At 59.1% G+C, this 16,716-nt stretch carries 12 protein-coding genes; 11 read left to right on the top strand and 1 reads right to left on the bottom strand.

The window, feature by feature from the left end:
• Positions 1-135 precede the first annotated feature (135 nt).
• The 4 genes from DW925_RS03685 (at position 136) to DW925_RS03670 (ending at position 5,226) form a co-directional block, all read left to right on the top strand.
• Positions 136-1,731 carry an SIR2 family protein gene (locus DW925_RS03685; RefSeq protein WP_117769578.1) on the top strand — a complete coding sequence of 532 codons (1,596 nt, stop codon included), beginning with the start codon at positions 136-138 and terminating at the stop codon, positions 1,729-1,731.
• A gap of 1,126 nt (positions 1,732-2,857) precedes the next feature.
• Positions 2,858-3,244 carry a helix-turn-helix transcriptional regulator gene (locus tag DW925_RS03680; RefSeq protein WP_117637774.1) on the top strand — a complete coding sequence of 129 codons (387 nt, stop codon included), beginning with the start codon at positions 2,858-2,860 and terminating at the stop codon, positions 3,242-3,244.
• A gap of 335 nt (positions 3,245-3,579) precedes the next feature.
• Entirely contained in the window at positions 3,580-4,086 is a 507-nt protein-coding gene (locus DW925_RS03675) for a hypothetical protein (RefSeq protein WP_117765733.1), read from the top strand.
• Positions 4,087-4,233: 147 nt separating this feature from the next.
• Positions 4,234-5,226, top strand: a complete 993-nt coding sequence (locus tag DW925_RS03670) for a PLP-dependent transferase (RefSeq protein ID WP_158561595.1) — start codon at positions 4,234-4,236, stop codon at positions 5,224-5,226.
• Positions 5,227-5,451: 225 nt separating this feature from the next.
• Here DW925_RS03670 and DW925_RS03665 read toward each other — a convergent pair whose 3' ends face one another.
• Positions 5,452-5,799, bottom strand: a complete 348-nt coding sequence (locus tag DW925_RS03665; protein WP_117765729.1) for a winged helix-turn-helix domain-containing protein — start codon at positions 5,797-5,799, stop codon at positions 5,452-5,454.
• 193 nt (positions 5,800-5,992) lie between these two features.
• Between DW925_RS03665 and DW925_RS03660 the strand changes: the two genes are divergently transcribed.
• The 7 genes from DW925_RS03660 (at position 5,993) to DW925_RS03630 (ending at position 16,716) form a co-directional block, all read left to right on the top strand.
• The gene (locus DW925_RS03660; protein ID WP_117736274.1) at positions 5,993-7,504 is read left to right on the top strand and encodes an IMP dehydrogenase; all 1,512 of its coding nucleotides are present in this window, start codon (positions 5,993-5,995) and stop codon (positions 7,502-7,504) included.
• Positions 7,505-7,874: 370 nt separating this feature from the next.
• Positions 7,875-10,451, top strand: coding sequence for a leucine--tRNA ligase (gene leuS, locus DW925_RS03655; RefSeq protein ID WP_117790389.1), 2,577 nt, complete (start codon positions 7,875-7,877; stop codon positions 10,449-10,451).
• A 257-nt stretch (positions 10,452-10,708) separates the two neighbouring features.
• On the top strand, positions 10,709-11,203 hold the full coding sequence (rimP, locus tag DW925_RS03650; RefSeq protein ID WP_117790388.1) for a ribosome maturation factor RimP: 495 nt from the start codon (positions 10,709-10,711) through the stop codon (positions 11,201-11,203).
• 1 nt (position 11,204) lies between these two features.
• A complete protein-coding gene (gene nusA / locus DW925_RS03645) occupies positions 11,205-12,452 on the top strand; it encodes a transcription termination factor NusA (RefSeq protein ID WP_006234042.1) in 1,248 nt (415 codons plus the stop codon).
• 91 nt (positions 12,453-12,543) lie between these two features.
• Complete coding sequence (infB, locus tag DW925_RS03640; RefSeq protein WP_089571695.1) at positions 12,544-15,258, top strand: translation initiation factor IF-2; 2,715 nt, start codon at positions 12,544-12,546, stop codon at positions 15,256-15,258.
• 11 nt (positions 15,259-15,269) lie between these two features.
• Positions 15,270-15,680 carry a 30S ribosome-binding factor RbfA gene (rbfA, locus tag DW925_RS03635; RefSeq protein ID WP_117790387.1) on the top strand — a complete coding sequence of 137 codons (411 nt, stop codon included), beginning with the start codon at positions 15,270-15,272 and terminating at the stop codon, positions 15,678-15,680.
• The gene (locus DW925_RS03630; protein WP_117790386.1) at positions 15,673-16,716 is read left to right on the top strand and encodes a bifunctional oligoribonuclease/PAP phosphatase NrnA; all 1,044 of its coding nucleotides are present in this window, start codon (positions 15,673-15,675) and stop codon (positions 16,714-16,716) included. The genes rbfA and DW925_RS03630 overlap by 8 nt, the downstream gene beginning before the upstream one ends.

Genomic DNA, 16,716 nt, shown 5'->3' with positions numbered 1-16,716 from the left:
GCTGAGTCCTGAGGCTGTTGCAATGAAGATGAGAATCAAGGTCGAGCAGCTTTGTCTCCGATGAAGTCTTGCAATTCTAGTAAAATCCAAACATATGTTCTATACTTATGGAAGTAGCTTGTTTGGAGGCGCTAGATGGAAGTCGGAAGAGATGACATTGTAGAAAGCGTTGTACGTTTGATAAATGGGGTGGGGCGTAGCCCATATTTATTCGTCGGCTCGGGCTTTTCCCGTAGATACATGGGTACCGACGATTGGGTTGGTTTGTTAAGGCACCTCTGTTCCCGTCTTTCCGATGATCCCTTTCGGCTTGACTCGTACCTGGCACGTTGTCCAGATGAGTCTGACAATAGCGCATTGCCCTCTGCCGCGACGATGCTTGATAAGGATATGCGCATAGCTGTTCTTGAGGACCCTCGCTTCGCTTCTTTTAGAAACGATCATGTAGAGGACATTCGTCAGCGTAAATCTATTTTAAAGATCATGGCGGCCGAGAGGTTATCCTCGTTCAAACCTGAATATATGACGCATGAGCTTGATATCTTGAGAGAGGTTGGCAGGCGGCGTATCTCTGGAGTTATAACAACCAACTATGACTGTCTCCTGGAGTCGCTATTTCCCGAGTTTAAAGTTTTTGTTGGCCAAGACGATCTCGTCTTTCACAGAACTTTTGAAATGGGTGAAATCTATAAGATCCACGGTTCTATGGATAATCCTGAATCTATGGTTCTTGAGGAGGCAGATTACGCAAAACTCGCCGAAACACAGGATTACTTGGCTGCCAAGTTGTTAACTATTTTTATGGAATACCCAATTATTTTTATCGGTTATTCCCTTAACGACCCCGATATCCAAGCTATCCTCATGTCGATTTCGCGCTGCCTCGGTTCTAACAATCTTGCGTTGCTTAGAAAGCGCTTTATCTTCCTTACTAGGGGAGAAAACGCAACCTCAACTCATTCGTTTACCTTTCCAGGTATTGGCGAGATAAGCATGACCGAGATTAGGACGAACGATTTTGGTGCAGTGTATGAAGCAATTGGACAATCCAAATGCTCCTTCTCGCCCAGGATCATTCGTGAGCTTCGCAGGAGCATCTACGCCTTGGCTGATGAGGGCGATCCGAATGACTCTCTGGTAGTTGAAGCGAGTTTTAGCGACCTCGAGAGACTTCCAGAGGGACAGCATCTTGTGCTGGGTATCGGTGTTGCGAATGCTTCTTTAGGGCACGGGCATATGGTCAAAGCCGAACTTCTATATCGTGATGTTGTGTTTGATGACGAACATGTTGCTCCTAAGCTTGCCGTCGAGGAATACCTTCCTTCGCTGCTTGCTTCTAACTCGGGTGGTTTGCCCATGTATAAGTATTTAAGCGCGTATTCAGGGGAAGTTCTTAATCCAAGGATGCTAAAGGAAATAGATGAGAAGAAGGATTTAGATGCTTTTCTAAACAACAGCCTACGAAAGGCAAAAGGTAGCTATCATCATTCGGGAATTAGACACTCGGTTCAGTCTGTTATAGCTAACGAAGGCTTTGAGGAAGCATTTAAAAAGCTTGTGCTACTTGAAGAAGATGAGATCGATCTAAATAAGTTGCTTGAATATCTGAGGGCGCTCATCATGGACGATCGCAAGATAATCCACGGTAATAGCGAGCTGAAACGGCTTATTAGAATGTATGATTTCCTTAAGTACAAGAAGGCCTTCGACATATCGGCTACTAGTGAGTAATCCCACCTAGCGTCTATGAAGAAGGCCATCTTTGTAAACTATGGCATCTGAGCGTATAGTGCGAACACCACGTGCAAATGCATACTTAATATAACGCTTTCTGCTTGAAATCACAATGGTGTCTGTTTCGACCCGCCAATCAAGGGAAGATAGTGTAGAGTATCTTCCTGCAATACAAAAGCTCTTTGGGAGCTTTAAGGGTGACGCTTTCAAATTGAGAGTGTTGCCCTTTTTTCATGTATGCAATGTGTGACGTACTAGCCAAGCACCATCCCGGCAATGGAATGATCGAGCATGGGCGGCTTCTACTGGTTGACGTGATCGTGGTCAAACAAGTGATATCGATTAGAATTAAATCAATTGCGCTGGAAGCCTTCGGGCGACACCTGAAGAGGGTTGATGCGTCGGTCCTCTTTTTTTGTTTGGATGTAAGATTCGGCCAGGCAAAACAAGGATCTCATTTGGGGAGAACAAATATCCGGCGGTTTTCCGCTTCGGGACGCGCGGTTTAAGGGTGCTTTTCGGAAGTGCGGGGAAAAATCGGAAACCTCCGAGCATAAACCGAATTTCGGCAACAAAACCGCAGGTCGCGGAAGGCTAAAACAGGGGTCTGGTCTGTCGATCTCGGTTTTTCACCGCACTTCCGGAAACGCCCGACGGAAGCATGCGGCAAATTTTGGAACCCTCGAGCACATCGTCCTTTTCATGAAAAGAACCCGCAGGTAGAAGCGTTGCCACTATCCAGTGTGGTTGACGTGTCTAGAATATGCCGCACACTTCCGGATTTTGCATAAGCTCGACTGGTTTGTTTATCGATTGGGGCAGAGGAATCTTGTCTGGACCTCGTTATATGTATTTAAATGGATGAACTTAACCTATAAGTTAAGTTCATCTAGAAATGGGAGGTGCCCTTTGGCAGAAGGATATGATCTTGTCGAATATAGAGACCTCAAGGGTCGACCGTTTTGGGAATTGACGGCTTCTCCCGACAACTCTCAATTCCAGAAAATGTTGTCAGACCCTAAGCGGAAATTAACCGCTCGAACAATGATCGGCCAGAATAGCACGTCAACTTCTGGAATCTGAGCCTTGACTTTTATACTTGGCTTTCGAAACGGAGAACACAATGAATAAAGTAGATTTATCTGATTTTTACGCCGATACAGAAACCAGCGAAACACGCGCTTATGAACACGCGCTAGATATCGAGTTTATTGTTCATCGCGAGATGAAGCGTCTGGGTTTAAGCAAAAGCGATTTGGCAAAGCGTATGGGCGTGAGCCTTCAGTCGCTTTCGAAGCTGTTGAATTCTCAGCCCAATATGACGCTGAAGACGATCGCTAGGTTCGAGCTTGCTTTGGGTATCAAAATCGTTCCGCAGGTTATCGCCAGCCATTCCAAAGAGTTGCCGTTTCTTTCATCTGATGATTCTGTGCGAGAGCAATGTGCATCGCCTGCCATTCTCCCTGCAGAGCTGTCAGCAGATTGCGATGTGCCTTTTCAGAGCGAATAGCATTTCCTCGATGAATCTAAGTCGAATGAGTTGCCGCTCTCACATCCTCTAAAAAGTTCTTAAAACAGCCTTAAAGGCGCCTTGGCTCGCTTTTACAGCGTACAATACGCATGTTTGACTATGGCAAAAGTAGATTTTTGGGGAGGGGGAACGCCGTGGAAGTGCTGGTTGTTGGCAACACCGCATATGTTGACGATGACTTTTGCTCCAAGGCGTTCCCCGGCGACCATGTGTAGGTCGTAGCCGCGCAGGACGCGCGCCGCGATGAGTCGTCGCCCCATGCTTCGTGGAAAGAGCTCCTCCAGCACCTGGACCAGGCCTACGAGTTTGAGCGCGTGGTCTACCTTTCTACCTACCTCACCCCGCATACCGTGACTTTTGGCGACATTGGGCTGCTGCGCTCGGTGTTTCGTGCCTGTATGGGACGCAATGTGCAGCTGCTGTTTATTGCGGGGCCCGCGGGTGCAGAGGGCACCACTGGCGGATGTGACGACGACGCCACGGCCGCCAGTGGGGCCCAGACGGGCAAGGGCATTATCGCCCGCGCTGCCAACGACCTGTGCCGTTACTATGCATCGCGCGACGGCATCCAAGCCAAAGTCCTGCGCGTGCCGTATCTGTATACCGCATCGCCGGCATTAACCGACCCATTTTTGATGCCGTTGTTCGAGGCATGCTCGGGCGGGTCGGTCGCGCTTCAGGGTGCGGCAGATGCGCCGTTTCCCCTGCTGTGTGCCGAGGAACTCGCGGTGTTGGTGCATCGTATCTTTGACAGCTGGGATGCCAACTTTGAGATGCTCGACGTTGCAGACGCTTTTGGCCACCCGAGGCCTATGGCGTGACCGTTGACGCTCCGGGTGCGAGCGTGACCTATCACACGCTCAGCATCTAGGCGTTTCGTCGCCTATCGGCGCTATACTGCAGCCGTTGCCCACGATGCGGGGAACACCCGCATCGTGGGTTTTTTGCTTATGAAGGGACGGTGCCGCGTGGACGTACAGCAGCTAGAAGAGGCCTGGGCTGCAAGGGCCGGCGCGCGTGAGGCGCGTCTTGCTGCAGCGCCGCATGTGCCGGCGGCGCTGTCTCTGTTGGGGATTGTACGTCCCGGCGATCGCCTGGTTGCGTTTGCCGATGACTTTGCCGATGCGTTTGCGCGCGGCTTTGAGTGCTGCGACGTGGCTATGGTGGAGGAGCCGTCGGTTGCGGCGTTTACTGCTGCGTCCGAGGGCTTTGATGCTTCGTTTGAGGTCGAGGGGCCGCACCTGTGGTGGTTCGTCAACTCTATTGGCGGGTTTGGATTGCGCGTGCCCGATCTGCGCGCGTTAGGACGTGCCGCGCGTGAGGCTCATGCGCTGCTCGTGGTGGATAACACCGTGGCTGGTGTCTTTGGGTGCGATCCGTTGCGCTTGGGTGCCGTGCTGTCGCTCGAGGCACTTGACCGCGTGTGCGCCGGTGAGGCTCCGCACAAGTTGGTTGCCATATCGGTCGCGCGCTCGCAGCTCAAGCGCCATCGTGTGGATGCTGCTGCCGAGTGCGCGCATGCTCTGCTTGAGGGCTGTGGCTTGGTCAAACTTGATTTGCCTGCTGATGAGGCCGGTGTGCTGGAGCGCGGGCTGGACTCGCTCGATGCCCGCATGCAGGCACATTTCGACCGCGCACGTGCGCTGGCCGAGTACTTGGCTGCCAATGAGATGGTGCACGCCGTGCGCTATCCTGGACTGAGCTCGCATCCCGACCATGCGGTTGCAACTGGAATCCTCGAGCACGGCTTTGGTCCGGCAGTTGAGTTTGACCTTATCGAGCGCAGTGCGGGCGATTTGTTCGATGCTTTGCCGGGGGAGTTTCGCACATCGCCCGCCGGCGGCGCAACGACGCGACTCTCTGCTCCGCGCGGCAAGCAGGGGAGCACCATTCGCCTCTTCGCCGGTACCGACGACCCCCTGGTTGTAGCGTCCACCCTGGACAACGCGCTCCGAAAGTAACTAATCGGGGTGTGTGTCACGAAAACGGCCTATTTACTACGTTTAAGCCATAGGGGTCGACCATACCCGCCTATTTCGAAAATTGCCAAGCTGTCTACCAGCGGTTTTATTTTCATAATGTCCGGTATGGTCGAGGGTATTCAGCTAAACGTAGTAGATGGGCCCGTTTTGTGGCACGAGCCTCAATCCGAGGGCACGGTGGACAACAATTCAGTCCCAAAAGGACTACTCTGCATTGATGCTGGCGATGAGGTCGTTGGCTTTGGTGGCGATGACGTTGTTGATGTCGGCCTGCAGCTCCTCGTAGGCCGCTATGGCGCGCTCGCCGGCGGGGGTGAGCGATGATCCGCGGGCTCCGTCGCGCTCGATGAGCTTGCAGCCCAGCTGGCCTTCGGCCTCGTTTACGATGCGCCAGGCCTTGGAATACGCCATGCCCATGCTCTTGGCGGCACGGTTGAGCGAGTGTTCGTGAGCAATACCCTGCAGCAGCAAGACGCAGCCGTGGCCGAACACGCCCGGTAGGTCTTTGTCGCACGCTTGAATGACCAACTTTGCCGTCGTCTTGTACTTCATACGCTCCACGTCTCCCCGCTAAAGTGTTTGCTGGGCAAACGCAAAGCCTGCGTCAAACCCTCGTGTGCTCTTCTTAAATCATGCATTGTAGCAGTCAAAGTGCGTTAAGATACTTCCCCAGTATTGGGCGCCCAAGGTTGGGCTGGGTCCTACGAGGCCTGCAGCCGACCGGTCGCATGGAAAAAGGAGAAACATGGCTACGTTCTTTCCCGGTGAGTCCCACACGTTTTCGGAGTATCTGCTGGTTCCTGGTTACTCGTCCTCGCAGTGCATCCCCAACAACGTCTCTCTTAAGACGCCGCTAACCCGCTTCAAGCGCGGTGAGAAGCCGGCAATCACCCTGAACATCCCCATGGTTTCCGCCATCATGCAGTCCGTCTCGGGCGTCGACATGGGCGTCGCGCTCGCTACCGAGGGTGGCCTGTCCTTCATTTACGGTTCTCAGACCCCCGAGTCCGAGGCTGCTATGGTTAAGGCCGTTAAGGATCACAAGGCTGGTTTCGTTCAGTCCGATTCCACGCTGACCCCCGACATGACCATGGAGCAGGTCATCGAGCTCAAGGAGAAGACCGGCCACTCCACCATGCCGGTCACCGACGATGGCACTCCCAAGGGCAAGCTCCTGGGCATCGTCACCAGCCGTGACTATCGCCCCAGCCGCGATGACCACCAGAAGAAGGTCTCCGAGTTCATGACCCCGCGCGAGCAGCTCATCGTGGGCGACAAGAACATCAGCCTCAAGGTTGCCAACGACGTCATCTGGGACAACAAGCTCAACGCTCTGCCCATTGTCGACGACAACGATCACCTCATGGGCATCGTCTTCCGCAAGGATTACGACAGCCACAAGACCAACCCCAACGAGCTGCTCGACGGCGATAAGCGCTACATGGTCGGCGCCGGTATCAACACCCGCGACTATGCCGAGCGCGTGCCGCTGCTTATCGAGGCCGGTGCCGACGTCCTGTGCATTGACTCTTCCGAGGGCTTCAGCGAGTGGCAGAAGCGCACCATCGAGTGGATCCGCGCTAACTACGGCGAGGACGTCAAGGTCGGTGCCGGTAACGTCGTCGACGCCGAGGGCTTCCGCTTTTTGGCCGACTGCGGTGCCGACTTCATCAAGGTCGGTATCGGCGGCGGCTCCATCTGCATTACCCGCGAGACCAAGGGTATCGGCCGTGGTCAGGCCACCGCGCTGATCGATGTCTGCCGCGCTCGCGACGAGTACTACGAGGAGACCGGCGTCTACGTGCCCGTGTGCTCCGACGGCGGTATCGTCTACGACTACCACATGACGCTCGCCCTTGCCATGGGTGCCGACTTTATGATGCTGGGCCGCTACTTCGCCCGCTTTGACGAGAGCCCGACCGAGCGTGTTAACGTCAACGGCCAGTACATGAAGGAGTACTGGGGCGAGGGCTCTGCGCGTGCCCGTAACTGGCAGCGCTACGACCTGGGCGGCGCCGCGAAGCTCAGCTTCGTCGAGGGCGTCGACTCCTACGTTCCCTACGCCGGTTCCCTCAAGGACGGCGTGGGCGGCACGCTCTACAAGGTCAAGTCCACGATGTGCAACTGCGGTGCCCTCTCGATCCCCGAGCTCCAGGAAAAGGCACGCCTGACCCTGGTAAGCTCCACCTCCATCGTCGAAGGCGGAGCCCACGACGTAGTCGTCAAGGACTCCCAGCAAAGCGTCAGCTACCGCTAAGCGGCTTTCCCAGGCACCGCACCTTGCCGTTCAAACCGTCGCTTGCGTACCTAAGTACGCGGCGCTCCTCTTTCACGGCAATCTGCGGCACCTGGAAAACCCGTTCGTGCTAGAACGAGTTTCAGACAAAGGTTGATTCCCAACCACGTTATTTAGATAAAGCGAGATGCCTGCAAGTCGCAGGCATCTCGCTTGTCGTATTTGCTATCATCATGCGAGTTAACCTTAGGGTCGGGCGGCTTAGCTTTGTTCGCTGCAAGTTCCGCACGCAAAGAAGAGCACTTAATGTGCTCTTCGTCTTGCGCAGGACTGTCCGCAGTAGCGAATAAAGCTAAGCCGACCGACCCCAGCTAAGATTAAAGGAGCTGATATGTGCGATTGCACAGATCATAAGGACGAGATCCCTGCCTACGACGCGCAGGCCATTGAGTCCAAGTGGATGAAGGCCTGGGAGGACTCCAACCTCTTTGCCGTCGACACCGATGACAGCAAGCCTAAAAAGTATGTGCTCGAGATGTTCCCGTATCCGTCGGGCGACCTGCACATGGGCCACGCGCGCAACTACACCATCGGCGACGCCATGGCCCGTCAGGCCCGCATGCGCGGCTACGACGTGCTGCACCCCATCGGCTTCGATGCCTTTGGCCTGCCCGCCGAGAACGCCGCCATCAAGCACAACACGCAGGCTGCCGCCTGGACGTATAAGAACATGGACCAGGCGCTCGCCACGATGAAGCGCATGGGCTTCTCCTACGACTTGGATCGCACCGTTAAGACCTGCAGCCCCGACTATTATCGCTGGGGTCAGTGGATCTTTGAGAAGATGTGGGAAAAGGGCCTGGTCTACCGCAAGAAGAACCCGGTTAACTGGTGCCCCACCTGCAAGACCGTTCTTGCCAACGAGCAGGTGACCGAGGGCAAGTGCTGGCGTTGCGGCACCGAGCCCGAGAAGCGCGACCTTGTGCAGTGGTACTACAAGATCACCGAGTACTCCCAGGAGCTTCTCGACGACCTGGAGAAACTCCCCGGCTGGCCCGAGCGCGTCAAGCAGATGCAGGCCAATTGGATCGGCCGCTCCGAGGGCGCCGAGGTCGACTTTACCCTGTGCGACGCCGATGGCGAGCCCATCGAGGGCGACGAGGGCAAGATCACCGTCTTCACCACGCGTGCCGATACGCTCTTCGGTGTCTCCTTCTTTGTCCTGGCTCCCGAGTACGCTCGCCTGCACGAGCTCGTCGAGGGCACGGAGTACGAGGAGGCCGTCACCAAGATCGTTGAGGACTCCAAGCACATCTCTGCCGTCGAGCGTGCCCAGGGCATCCTCGAGAAGCACGGTGCCTTTACCGGCCGCTACGTGGTGAACCCCGTCAACGGCGAGAAGGTTCCCGTGTGGGTTGCCGACTACGTCGTTGCCGACTACGGCACCGGCGCCGTCATGGCCGTTCCCTGCGGCGACCAGCGCGACTTTGAGTTTGCCCGCAAGTACGACCTGCCGATCGTGCCGATCATCCTGGACGATGACGACCGCGCTGCCGTCGAGGCCAGCGGCGAGACCATCGATACCTTCCATGCCGAGACCGTCGACTGGGATTGCGCCCATGCCGCCGAGGGTACGCTCGTCCAGTCCGGCAAGTACACCGGTATGCGCGGCGGCAAGCACTCCGAGGGCGAGGCTGCGATCGTGGCCGACCTCGAGGCCATGGGCTGCGGTCGTCGTAAGGTCGAGTTCCGTCTGCGCGACTGGCTCATTTCCCGCCAGCGCTATTGGGGCAACCCCATCCCGGCCATCCACTGCGAGCACTGCGGCATCGTGCCCGTGCCCGAGGACCAGCTGCCGGTAACGCTGCCCGAGAACCTTGACCTGGGCGCCGGCGAGACCCTCGCCGAGTGCAAGGAGTTCTACGAGACCACCTGCCCGGTCTGCGGCCGCCCGGCCAAGCGCGAGACCGATACCATGGACACCTTTACCTGCTCCAGCTGGTATTACCTGCGATATACCGACCCGCACAACACCGAGCTGCCCTTTTCCCGCGAAGCCGCCGACCGTTGGATGCCCGTCGATAACTACATCGGCGGCATCGAGCACGCCATCCTGCACCTGCTCTACAGCCGCTTCTTTACCAAGGCGCTGCGCGACCTGGGCCTGCTGAGCGTGGACGAGCCCTTCACCAACCTGCTGTGCCAGGGCATGGTCAAGGACGAGAACGGCGACACCATGTCCAAGTCCAAGGGCAATGTCGTGCCCCCGAGCTCGGTCATCGAGCCCTACGGCGCCGACACCATGCGTCTGGCGATCCTGTTTATCGCCCCGCCCGAGAAGGACTTCGACTGGGATCCCAAGGCCGTTGAGGGCGCTAACCGCTTCATCAAGCGCGCCTGGCGCATCGTGTGGCAGCTCGTCCAGTCCGGCGACGCCAACGTTGCCTTCGACAAGTCCGTGCTCGACGAGATGGCCCTCAAGCTCTATCGCGAGCGTCACCGCACTATCGCCAAGTGCACCGAGGACTTTGACCGCGGCCAGTTCAACACCGCGATCTCGGCCGTCATGGAGCTCGTCAACGCGGCGAGCGCCTACCTCAACGCCACCGAGGGTGCCGCGCGCGACAAGGCCCTGTGCTACGGCGTCGCTAAGGACATCGTGAGCGTCCTTGCCCCCATCTGCCCGTTCTGGGCCGATGAACTGTGGCACGAGGCCCTCGGCTGCGAGGGCAACGCCTACACCGCCGCCTGGCCCGAGTTCGACCTGGCCGAGTCCATCGAGGACACGGTGCAGATTGTCGTGCAGGTGCTCGGCAAGGTTCGTGGCCGCATCGACGTAGCCCGCGATGCCTCCAACGAGGAGATGCAGGCTGCCGCCGAGGCCGCTGTCGCCAAGTGGACCGAGGGCAAGACCGTTGTCAAGGCCATCTGCGTGCCCGGCAAGCTGGTTAACCTGGTGGTCAAGTAAGCGCTGCGCGCATAGCTGACATCAAAAAGCGAGGGGCGATTCCGTAGGGAGTCGCCCCTCTTTTTGGTTAAGGACACTTGCGACAACACGCAATTATCCATTTCTTGTGGAGAACCTGTGCTCACGCTGACCTGCGGGTTTGTGTTGTGGTTGCACGTTTGTGCAGGTATTGGTATAGTTTGCTTGCAAATGAAGTTGTAATTGAAAGAAGTGGGGTTTCGGCCCCGCTTCTTTTTTGTATGGATGGAGGTGCCGCAATGGTCAAGACCAAGACCGAGCAGGCGATCATCGACGCGCTCGAGGCCGTCGCTCCCCAGTACGATGTCGACATCGTCGACGTCGAGCTCGTGGGTGCCACCAAGGCCCCCTGCGTGCGCGTGCGTATCGAGGGTGCCGAGGGTCAGAGCCTGTCGCTCAACGACGTCACGGCCAACACCAAGTGGGTCGGCGATGTGATTGAGGAGCTCGATCCCATCTCTTCGAGCTACACGCTCGAGGTGTCGAGCCCGGGCATGGCGCGCCCGCTGCGCCGCCCGTGCGACTTTGCCCGCTTTGTGGGCGAGAACTGCGAGCTCACCTCCACCGCCACCGAGGGCCGTCGCAAGTACACCGGCAAGATTGCCGCCGCGACCGAGACGAACGTGACCCTCGAGCTCGAGGACGGCGAGTCCGTTACCCTCGATTTCTCTGATGTTAAAAAGTGCAAGTTGAAGCCCACCTACGACTTCAAGCCCGCGAAGGAAGGAAAGTAAGATGGCAGCATCCGACATGATGTCCGCCCTGATGGAGCTTTGCCAGGAGAAGCACATCGACCAGCTCTACCTGATCGACCGCCTGGAGCAGTCGCTCGCCAAGAGCTACGCCGAGATCCTGCATCTTGAGTGGGGCGCCAAGGTGACCATCGACCGCACCACCGGCAAGATCTATGTCTACCGCCTGGAGCCGATCGACGATTCCATGGACGAGGAGGGCAACTTCACCGAGTTCGAGGAGATCGACGTCACCCCCAAGAACACGAGCCGCATCGCCGCCCAGCACGCCAAGGCAGAGATCAACGCCATCGTGCGCAACTCCGCCCGCGAGCAGATCTACGAGGAGTTCTCCGGCCGCATCGGTGACCTCATCAGCGGCACCGTGCTGCAGTCCACGCCCGACTTCACGATCGTCAAGATCCGCGAGGGCGTCGAGGCCGAGCTGCCGCACTTCGATCAGCGCCGTTATGAGAACGAGCGCAACGAGCGTCCGATGGGCGAGCGCTACCTGCACAACCAGCACATCAAGGCCGTGATCATCGACGTTCGCGACCCCAACTCCAACCTGCAGCCGGTTCGCGGCGAGCACAGCCGTCCGCCGATTGTCATCTCCCGTACCCACCCCGAGCTCATGCGTCGTCTGTTTGAGCAGGAGGTGCCCGAGATCTATGAGGGCACCGTCCAGATCAAGTCGATCGCCCGCGAGCCCGGCCAGCGCTCCAAGGTCGCCGTCCACTCGCTTGACGACCGTCTGGATCCCGTGGGTGCCTGCGTCGGCCCCAAGGGCAGCCGTGTTCGCGCTGTCGTGGGCGAGCTCCGTGGCGAGCGCGTCGACGTCATCCTGTGGGATGCCGATCCTGCCGTCTACGTCGCCAACGCCCTGTCGCCCGCTAAGGTCACCCGCGTCCTCATCGACGAGGAGAAGGCCTACGCCGGCGTCATCGTCCCCGACGACCAGCTGTCCCTCGCCATCGGCAAGGAGGGCCAGAACGCCCGCCTCGCCGCGCGCCTGACCGGCTGGCACATCGACATCAAGTCCGAGACGCTTGCCGCCGACATCCTCAAGAACGTTCCCGTTCACGAGGAGCCCGCCGCCGACCTGATCGGTGACGAGGAGGACGAGGACGTTCGCCGCTGCGAGTACGTGTCCGAGGACGGCATCCAGTGCCGCAACCAAGCCCGTCCCGGCTCCCGTTTCTGCGGTGTCCACGACACCGACGCCTTCGATGATGCGGAGGACCTGATCTAGCGCGCGGTCGCGCCGGGCGGGTCCCGGCGCGTCTCCCACGCTCGTTCAGTCTCTAGGCACCCAAGGTGCCAGAAAGGGTAGGTGAAGTCATATGGCAAAAGTCCGTGTGTCCACCCTGGCCAAAGAGTTCGGCATGACCTCCAAGGAACTGATGGGTCATCTCGCCGATATGAAGATTCCCGCTAAGTCCGCTTCCTCCACCTTGGAGGACGCCTATGTCGCCATGGTCCGCAAGCAGCTCGCCTCGGTGATCGAGGCCCGCGCTCAGGAAGTCGAGGCCGCCAAGCAGGCCGAGGAGCAGGCAGCTGCCGCCGAGGAGGCCGCACGCGCCGCCGAGGCCGAGCGTGAGCGCATCGCCGCCGAGAAGGCACGCGAGGAGGAGCGCCGCCAGTTTGCCGCAGCCCAGGCTGCCGAGGAGGCCGCCCGCGCCGAGGCCGAGGCCAAGAAGAAGGCCGAGCAGGAGCGCCTTGCTCGCGAGAAGGAGGAGGCTGCCCGCGAGGCCCAGCGCCGCGCCGTTCCCGCTTCCGACTCCGGTTCGCGCTTCCGTTCGCTGCTCGACCAGATCGCCGCACAGGAGACCGTGCTCAAGGAGAAGAAGGACGCCGAGGACAAGGCCAAGGCCGAGCGCGCCGCCGAGCGCGGTAACCGTCGTGGCGGCAACAATGACCGCCGCGGTGGCCGCCGTAACGATCGTAACGCCTCCGACAACAACTCCGAGCGCAACGCCTCCGAGAGCCGTCCGCACAGCCATCGCACCAACGCCAGCAACAACGTCGCTGCCGGCATGGACTTCCCCAACCCCGATAAGCAGGGCAAGGGCAAGAAGCGCAAGGGCGGTCACAACAACGAAGAGGACCACTACAGCCGCATGGCTCGTGAGGCCGAGGAGTACAGCCGCGAGAAGGTGCTCGAGGAGGCTCGTGCTGCCGTCGAGGAGGCCTCTCGTGAGTCCACCGGTCGCCGCAAGAAGCGCAAGGAGAAGCGTGAGCGCGAGGCTGCCAAGGCTCAGGAGGAGCGCAAGATCGAGGAGGCATTGGCCCAGGGCGTGAACCCCGAGGAGCTCGACGCCATCAAGGTTTCCCAGGGCGTTACCGTCCAGGAGCTCGCCGAGGCGCTCGACGTTCCGGCCAACGACATCATCAAGCGCCTGTTCCTGCTGGGTACGCCGCTCACCATGACGCAGTCCATGTCCGACGACCTCGTCGAGCTCGTTGCCGACGACTTGGGTCGTCAGATCAAGATCATCACCCCCGAGGAGGAGAACACCTTCTCGTTCTACGACGATCCCGCCGACCTTAAGCCGCGCGCACCGGTCGTCACCGTCATGGGCCACGTCGACCACGGCAAGACGTCGCTGCTCGACGCCATCCGTCACACCGGCGTTGCTGCCGGCGAGGCGGGCGGCATTACGCAGGCCATCGGTGCTTCGCAGGTCATGATCAACGACCGCAAGATCACCTTCATCGATACCCCCGGTCACGCCACCTTTACGGCTATGCGTGCCCGTGGCGCCAAGGTGACCGACATCGTCATTCTGATCGTGGCTGCCGACGACGGTGTCATGCCCCAGACGGTCGAGTCGATCAACCACGCCAAGGCCGCCGGCGTACCCATCGTTGTCGCCGTCAACAAGATCGATAAGCCCGGCGCCAACCCCGACCGTGTGCGTCAGGAGCTCACCGAGTACGGCGTCATCCCCGAGGAGTGGGGCGGACAGAACATGTTCGTCAACATCTCGGCCAAGCAGAAGATCGGTATCGACGATCTGCTCGAGACCGTGCTGCTCCAGGCAGATGTGCTCGAGCTCAAGGCCAATCCGGACACCTTTGCCTCCGGCAACGTCCTCGAGGCCAAGCTCGACAAGGGCCGCGGCTCGGTCGCTACTGTGCTCGTGACCCGCGGTACCCTGCACGTGGGCGATACGCTTGTCGCCGGCCTCACCTACGGCCGCGTCCGCGCCATGCTCGACCCCAAGGGCCGCGCCGTCACCGAGGCCGGTCCCTCCGACGCCGTTGAGATCCTGGGCCTGCAGTCCGTGCCCAACGCCGGTGACGAGTTCCGTGTGTTCGAGGACGAGCGCGAGGCTCGCGCCCTTGCCGACGAGCGTTCGCTCAAGGCCCGTATCGAGGAGCAGAGCCGCGTCAAGCACGTCACGCTCGAGAACCTCTTCGAGACCATTGCCGACGCCGAAGTCAAGGAGCTCAACCTGATCATCAAGGCCGACGTCCAGGGTTCCATCGAGGCCCTTCAGGATTCGCTCGACAAGATGGATCAGTCCGAGGTTCGCATCAACACGATCCACTCCGCCGTTGGTGCCATCAACGAGACCGACGTCGTCCTGGCCGACGCCTCCAACGCCATCATCATCGGCTTTGGCGTCCGTCCCGACGGTAAGGCCCGCTCCGCCGCCGAGCGTGAGGGCGTCGAGATCCGTTGCTACGACGTCATCTACAAGTGCCTCGAGGAACTCGACGCTGCCCGTATCGGCATGCTTAAGCCCACCGAGGTCGAGGTCTCCACGGGTACCGCGACCGTCCTGGACACCTTCAAGGTGCCCAAAGTCGGTATCGCCGCCGGTGTCCGCGTCGAAGAGGGCGAGATCGCCGCGACCGATTCCGTGCGTCTGGTGCGCGACGGCATCGTGGTCTTCAACGGCAAGATCGCCTCGATGCGTCACTACAAGGACGAGGCCAAGAGCCTCAAGAGCGGTTCCGAGGGCGGCATTGGCCTGGAGAACTTCCAGGACATCAAGCCCGGCGACCAGATCGAGGGTTACCGCATCGACCAGGTTGCCCGTACCGAGTAGGGGGTAGCGCTATGAAGCAAACGCAGGCAACCCGCCGTCTGGGCGAGCAGCTTCGCGAGAAGCTCGGTTATATCCTGCTCTTTGAGGTTTCCGATCCGCGTCTCGACCTGGTTACTTTGACCGCGGTCGAGGTCGCGGTGGACCGTTCGTTCGCGCGTGTGTTCGTGTCGTGCGATGCGAGCCGCTACGACGAGGTCATGGAGGCGCTCGCAAGCGCTAAGGGCCGTATTCGCAGCCTGTTGGCTCGCTCGCTCGATTGGCGTGTTGCGCCCGAGCTCGATTTTCGCATCGATCGCTCGACCGATGAAGCCGAGCGCATCACGCGTGCGCTGGAAAACGTTCCCGCCACGCTTGCGATCGAAAAGGACGAGGACGGCTATCCGATAGCGGATGCCGCCCAGGAGGCAGCTTTAGATGACTAATTCCGCCGACCTCGCCTCGTGCGAGTCTGCAGATATTCAGCGACGCATCCTCGAGCTCATCGAGGGTGCGTCCTCCATTGCGATTTCGGGACACACTTCTCCCGATGGCGACGCCCTGGGCTCCGTGTTGGGTCTGGGCCTCTCGCTTATGAAGTTTTTCCCTAACAAGGACATTGCCCTGCTGCTGGCAGACGATGATCCGGTTCCGCGCATCTACCGCTTTATGGAAGGCTCCGATCGCCTGGTACCGGCATCTGCGTATGCCGGCAATCCTGACCTGTTCATCTCGGTGGACGTGCCGGTCGTCGAGCGTCTCAATAATTCCGCCGAGGTGCTTCGTCGCTCCAAGCATGTGGTGTGCTTCGATCACCATCCGGCGCGCGAGGAGTTTGCCGAACTGAGCCTGAGGCGTGTCGATGCCGCGGCCTGCGCCATGATCATCGACCGTTTCTTGGATAATTGCGGCATTGTCGCCCGTGATGGCGTCGCGACCTGCTTGCTGTGCGGCTTGGTGACCGACACCGGTCGTTTCCAGTACCAGAACGCCGATGCCGCCGCTTTCCATGCGGCCTCGCGTCTGGTTGCACACGGTGCCGATCCAGCGCGCGTTGCACTCGAGGTCTACCAGAGCATGCGCGTAGAGTTTCTGCACCTCAAGTCCATCGTTATGGGTCGTATCAAGACGGTGGCCCACGGACGCGTCGCGTATAGCTACGCGTACCAGAGTGACCTTGAGGCTTGCGGTGTCACCTCGGATGAGTGCGACGGCCTGGTCGATGTGGTTCGCTCGGTGATGGGCGTGGAGGTCTGCCTGTTCCTGAAGGGCATTGAGGGCGATACTAAGGTGCGCGGCAACCTGCGCTCCAAGGGCGACCTCAACGTATCCGAGATCGCTGCTGCTTTTGGCGGAGGCGGACATCCCGCTGCCGCCGGTTTCTCCAACAACGGAACGATTCTCGAGACGCTCACCGTGGCACTTCCCATGCTGGCCGAGCTGGTGGGGGAGGATCCCGCTTCGGTGACCGTCGAGCTTTAA

The organism is Collinsella sp. AM43-1 (assembly GCF_003467925.1).
In the GTDB taxonomy this organism is placed as follows: domain Bacteria; phylum Actinomycetota; class Coriobacteriia; order Coriobacteriales; family Coriobacteriaceae; genus Collinsella.
Note: the sequence above shows the minus strand (reverse complement) of the source record. Positions and strands in the feature narration are given on the sequence as shown.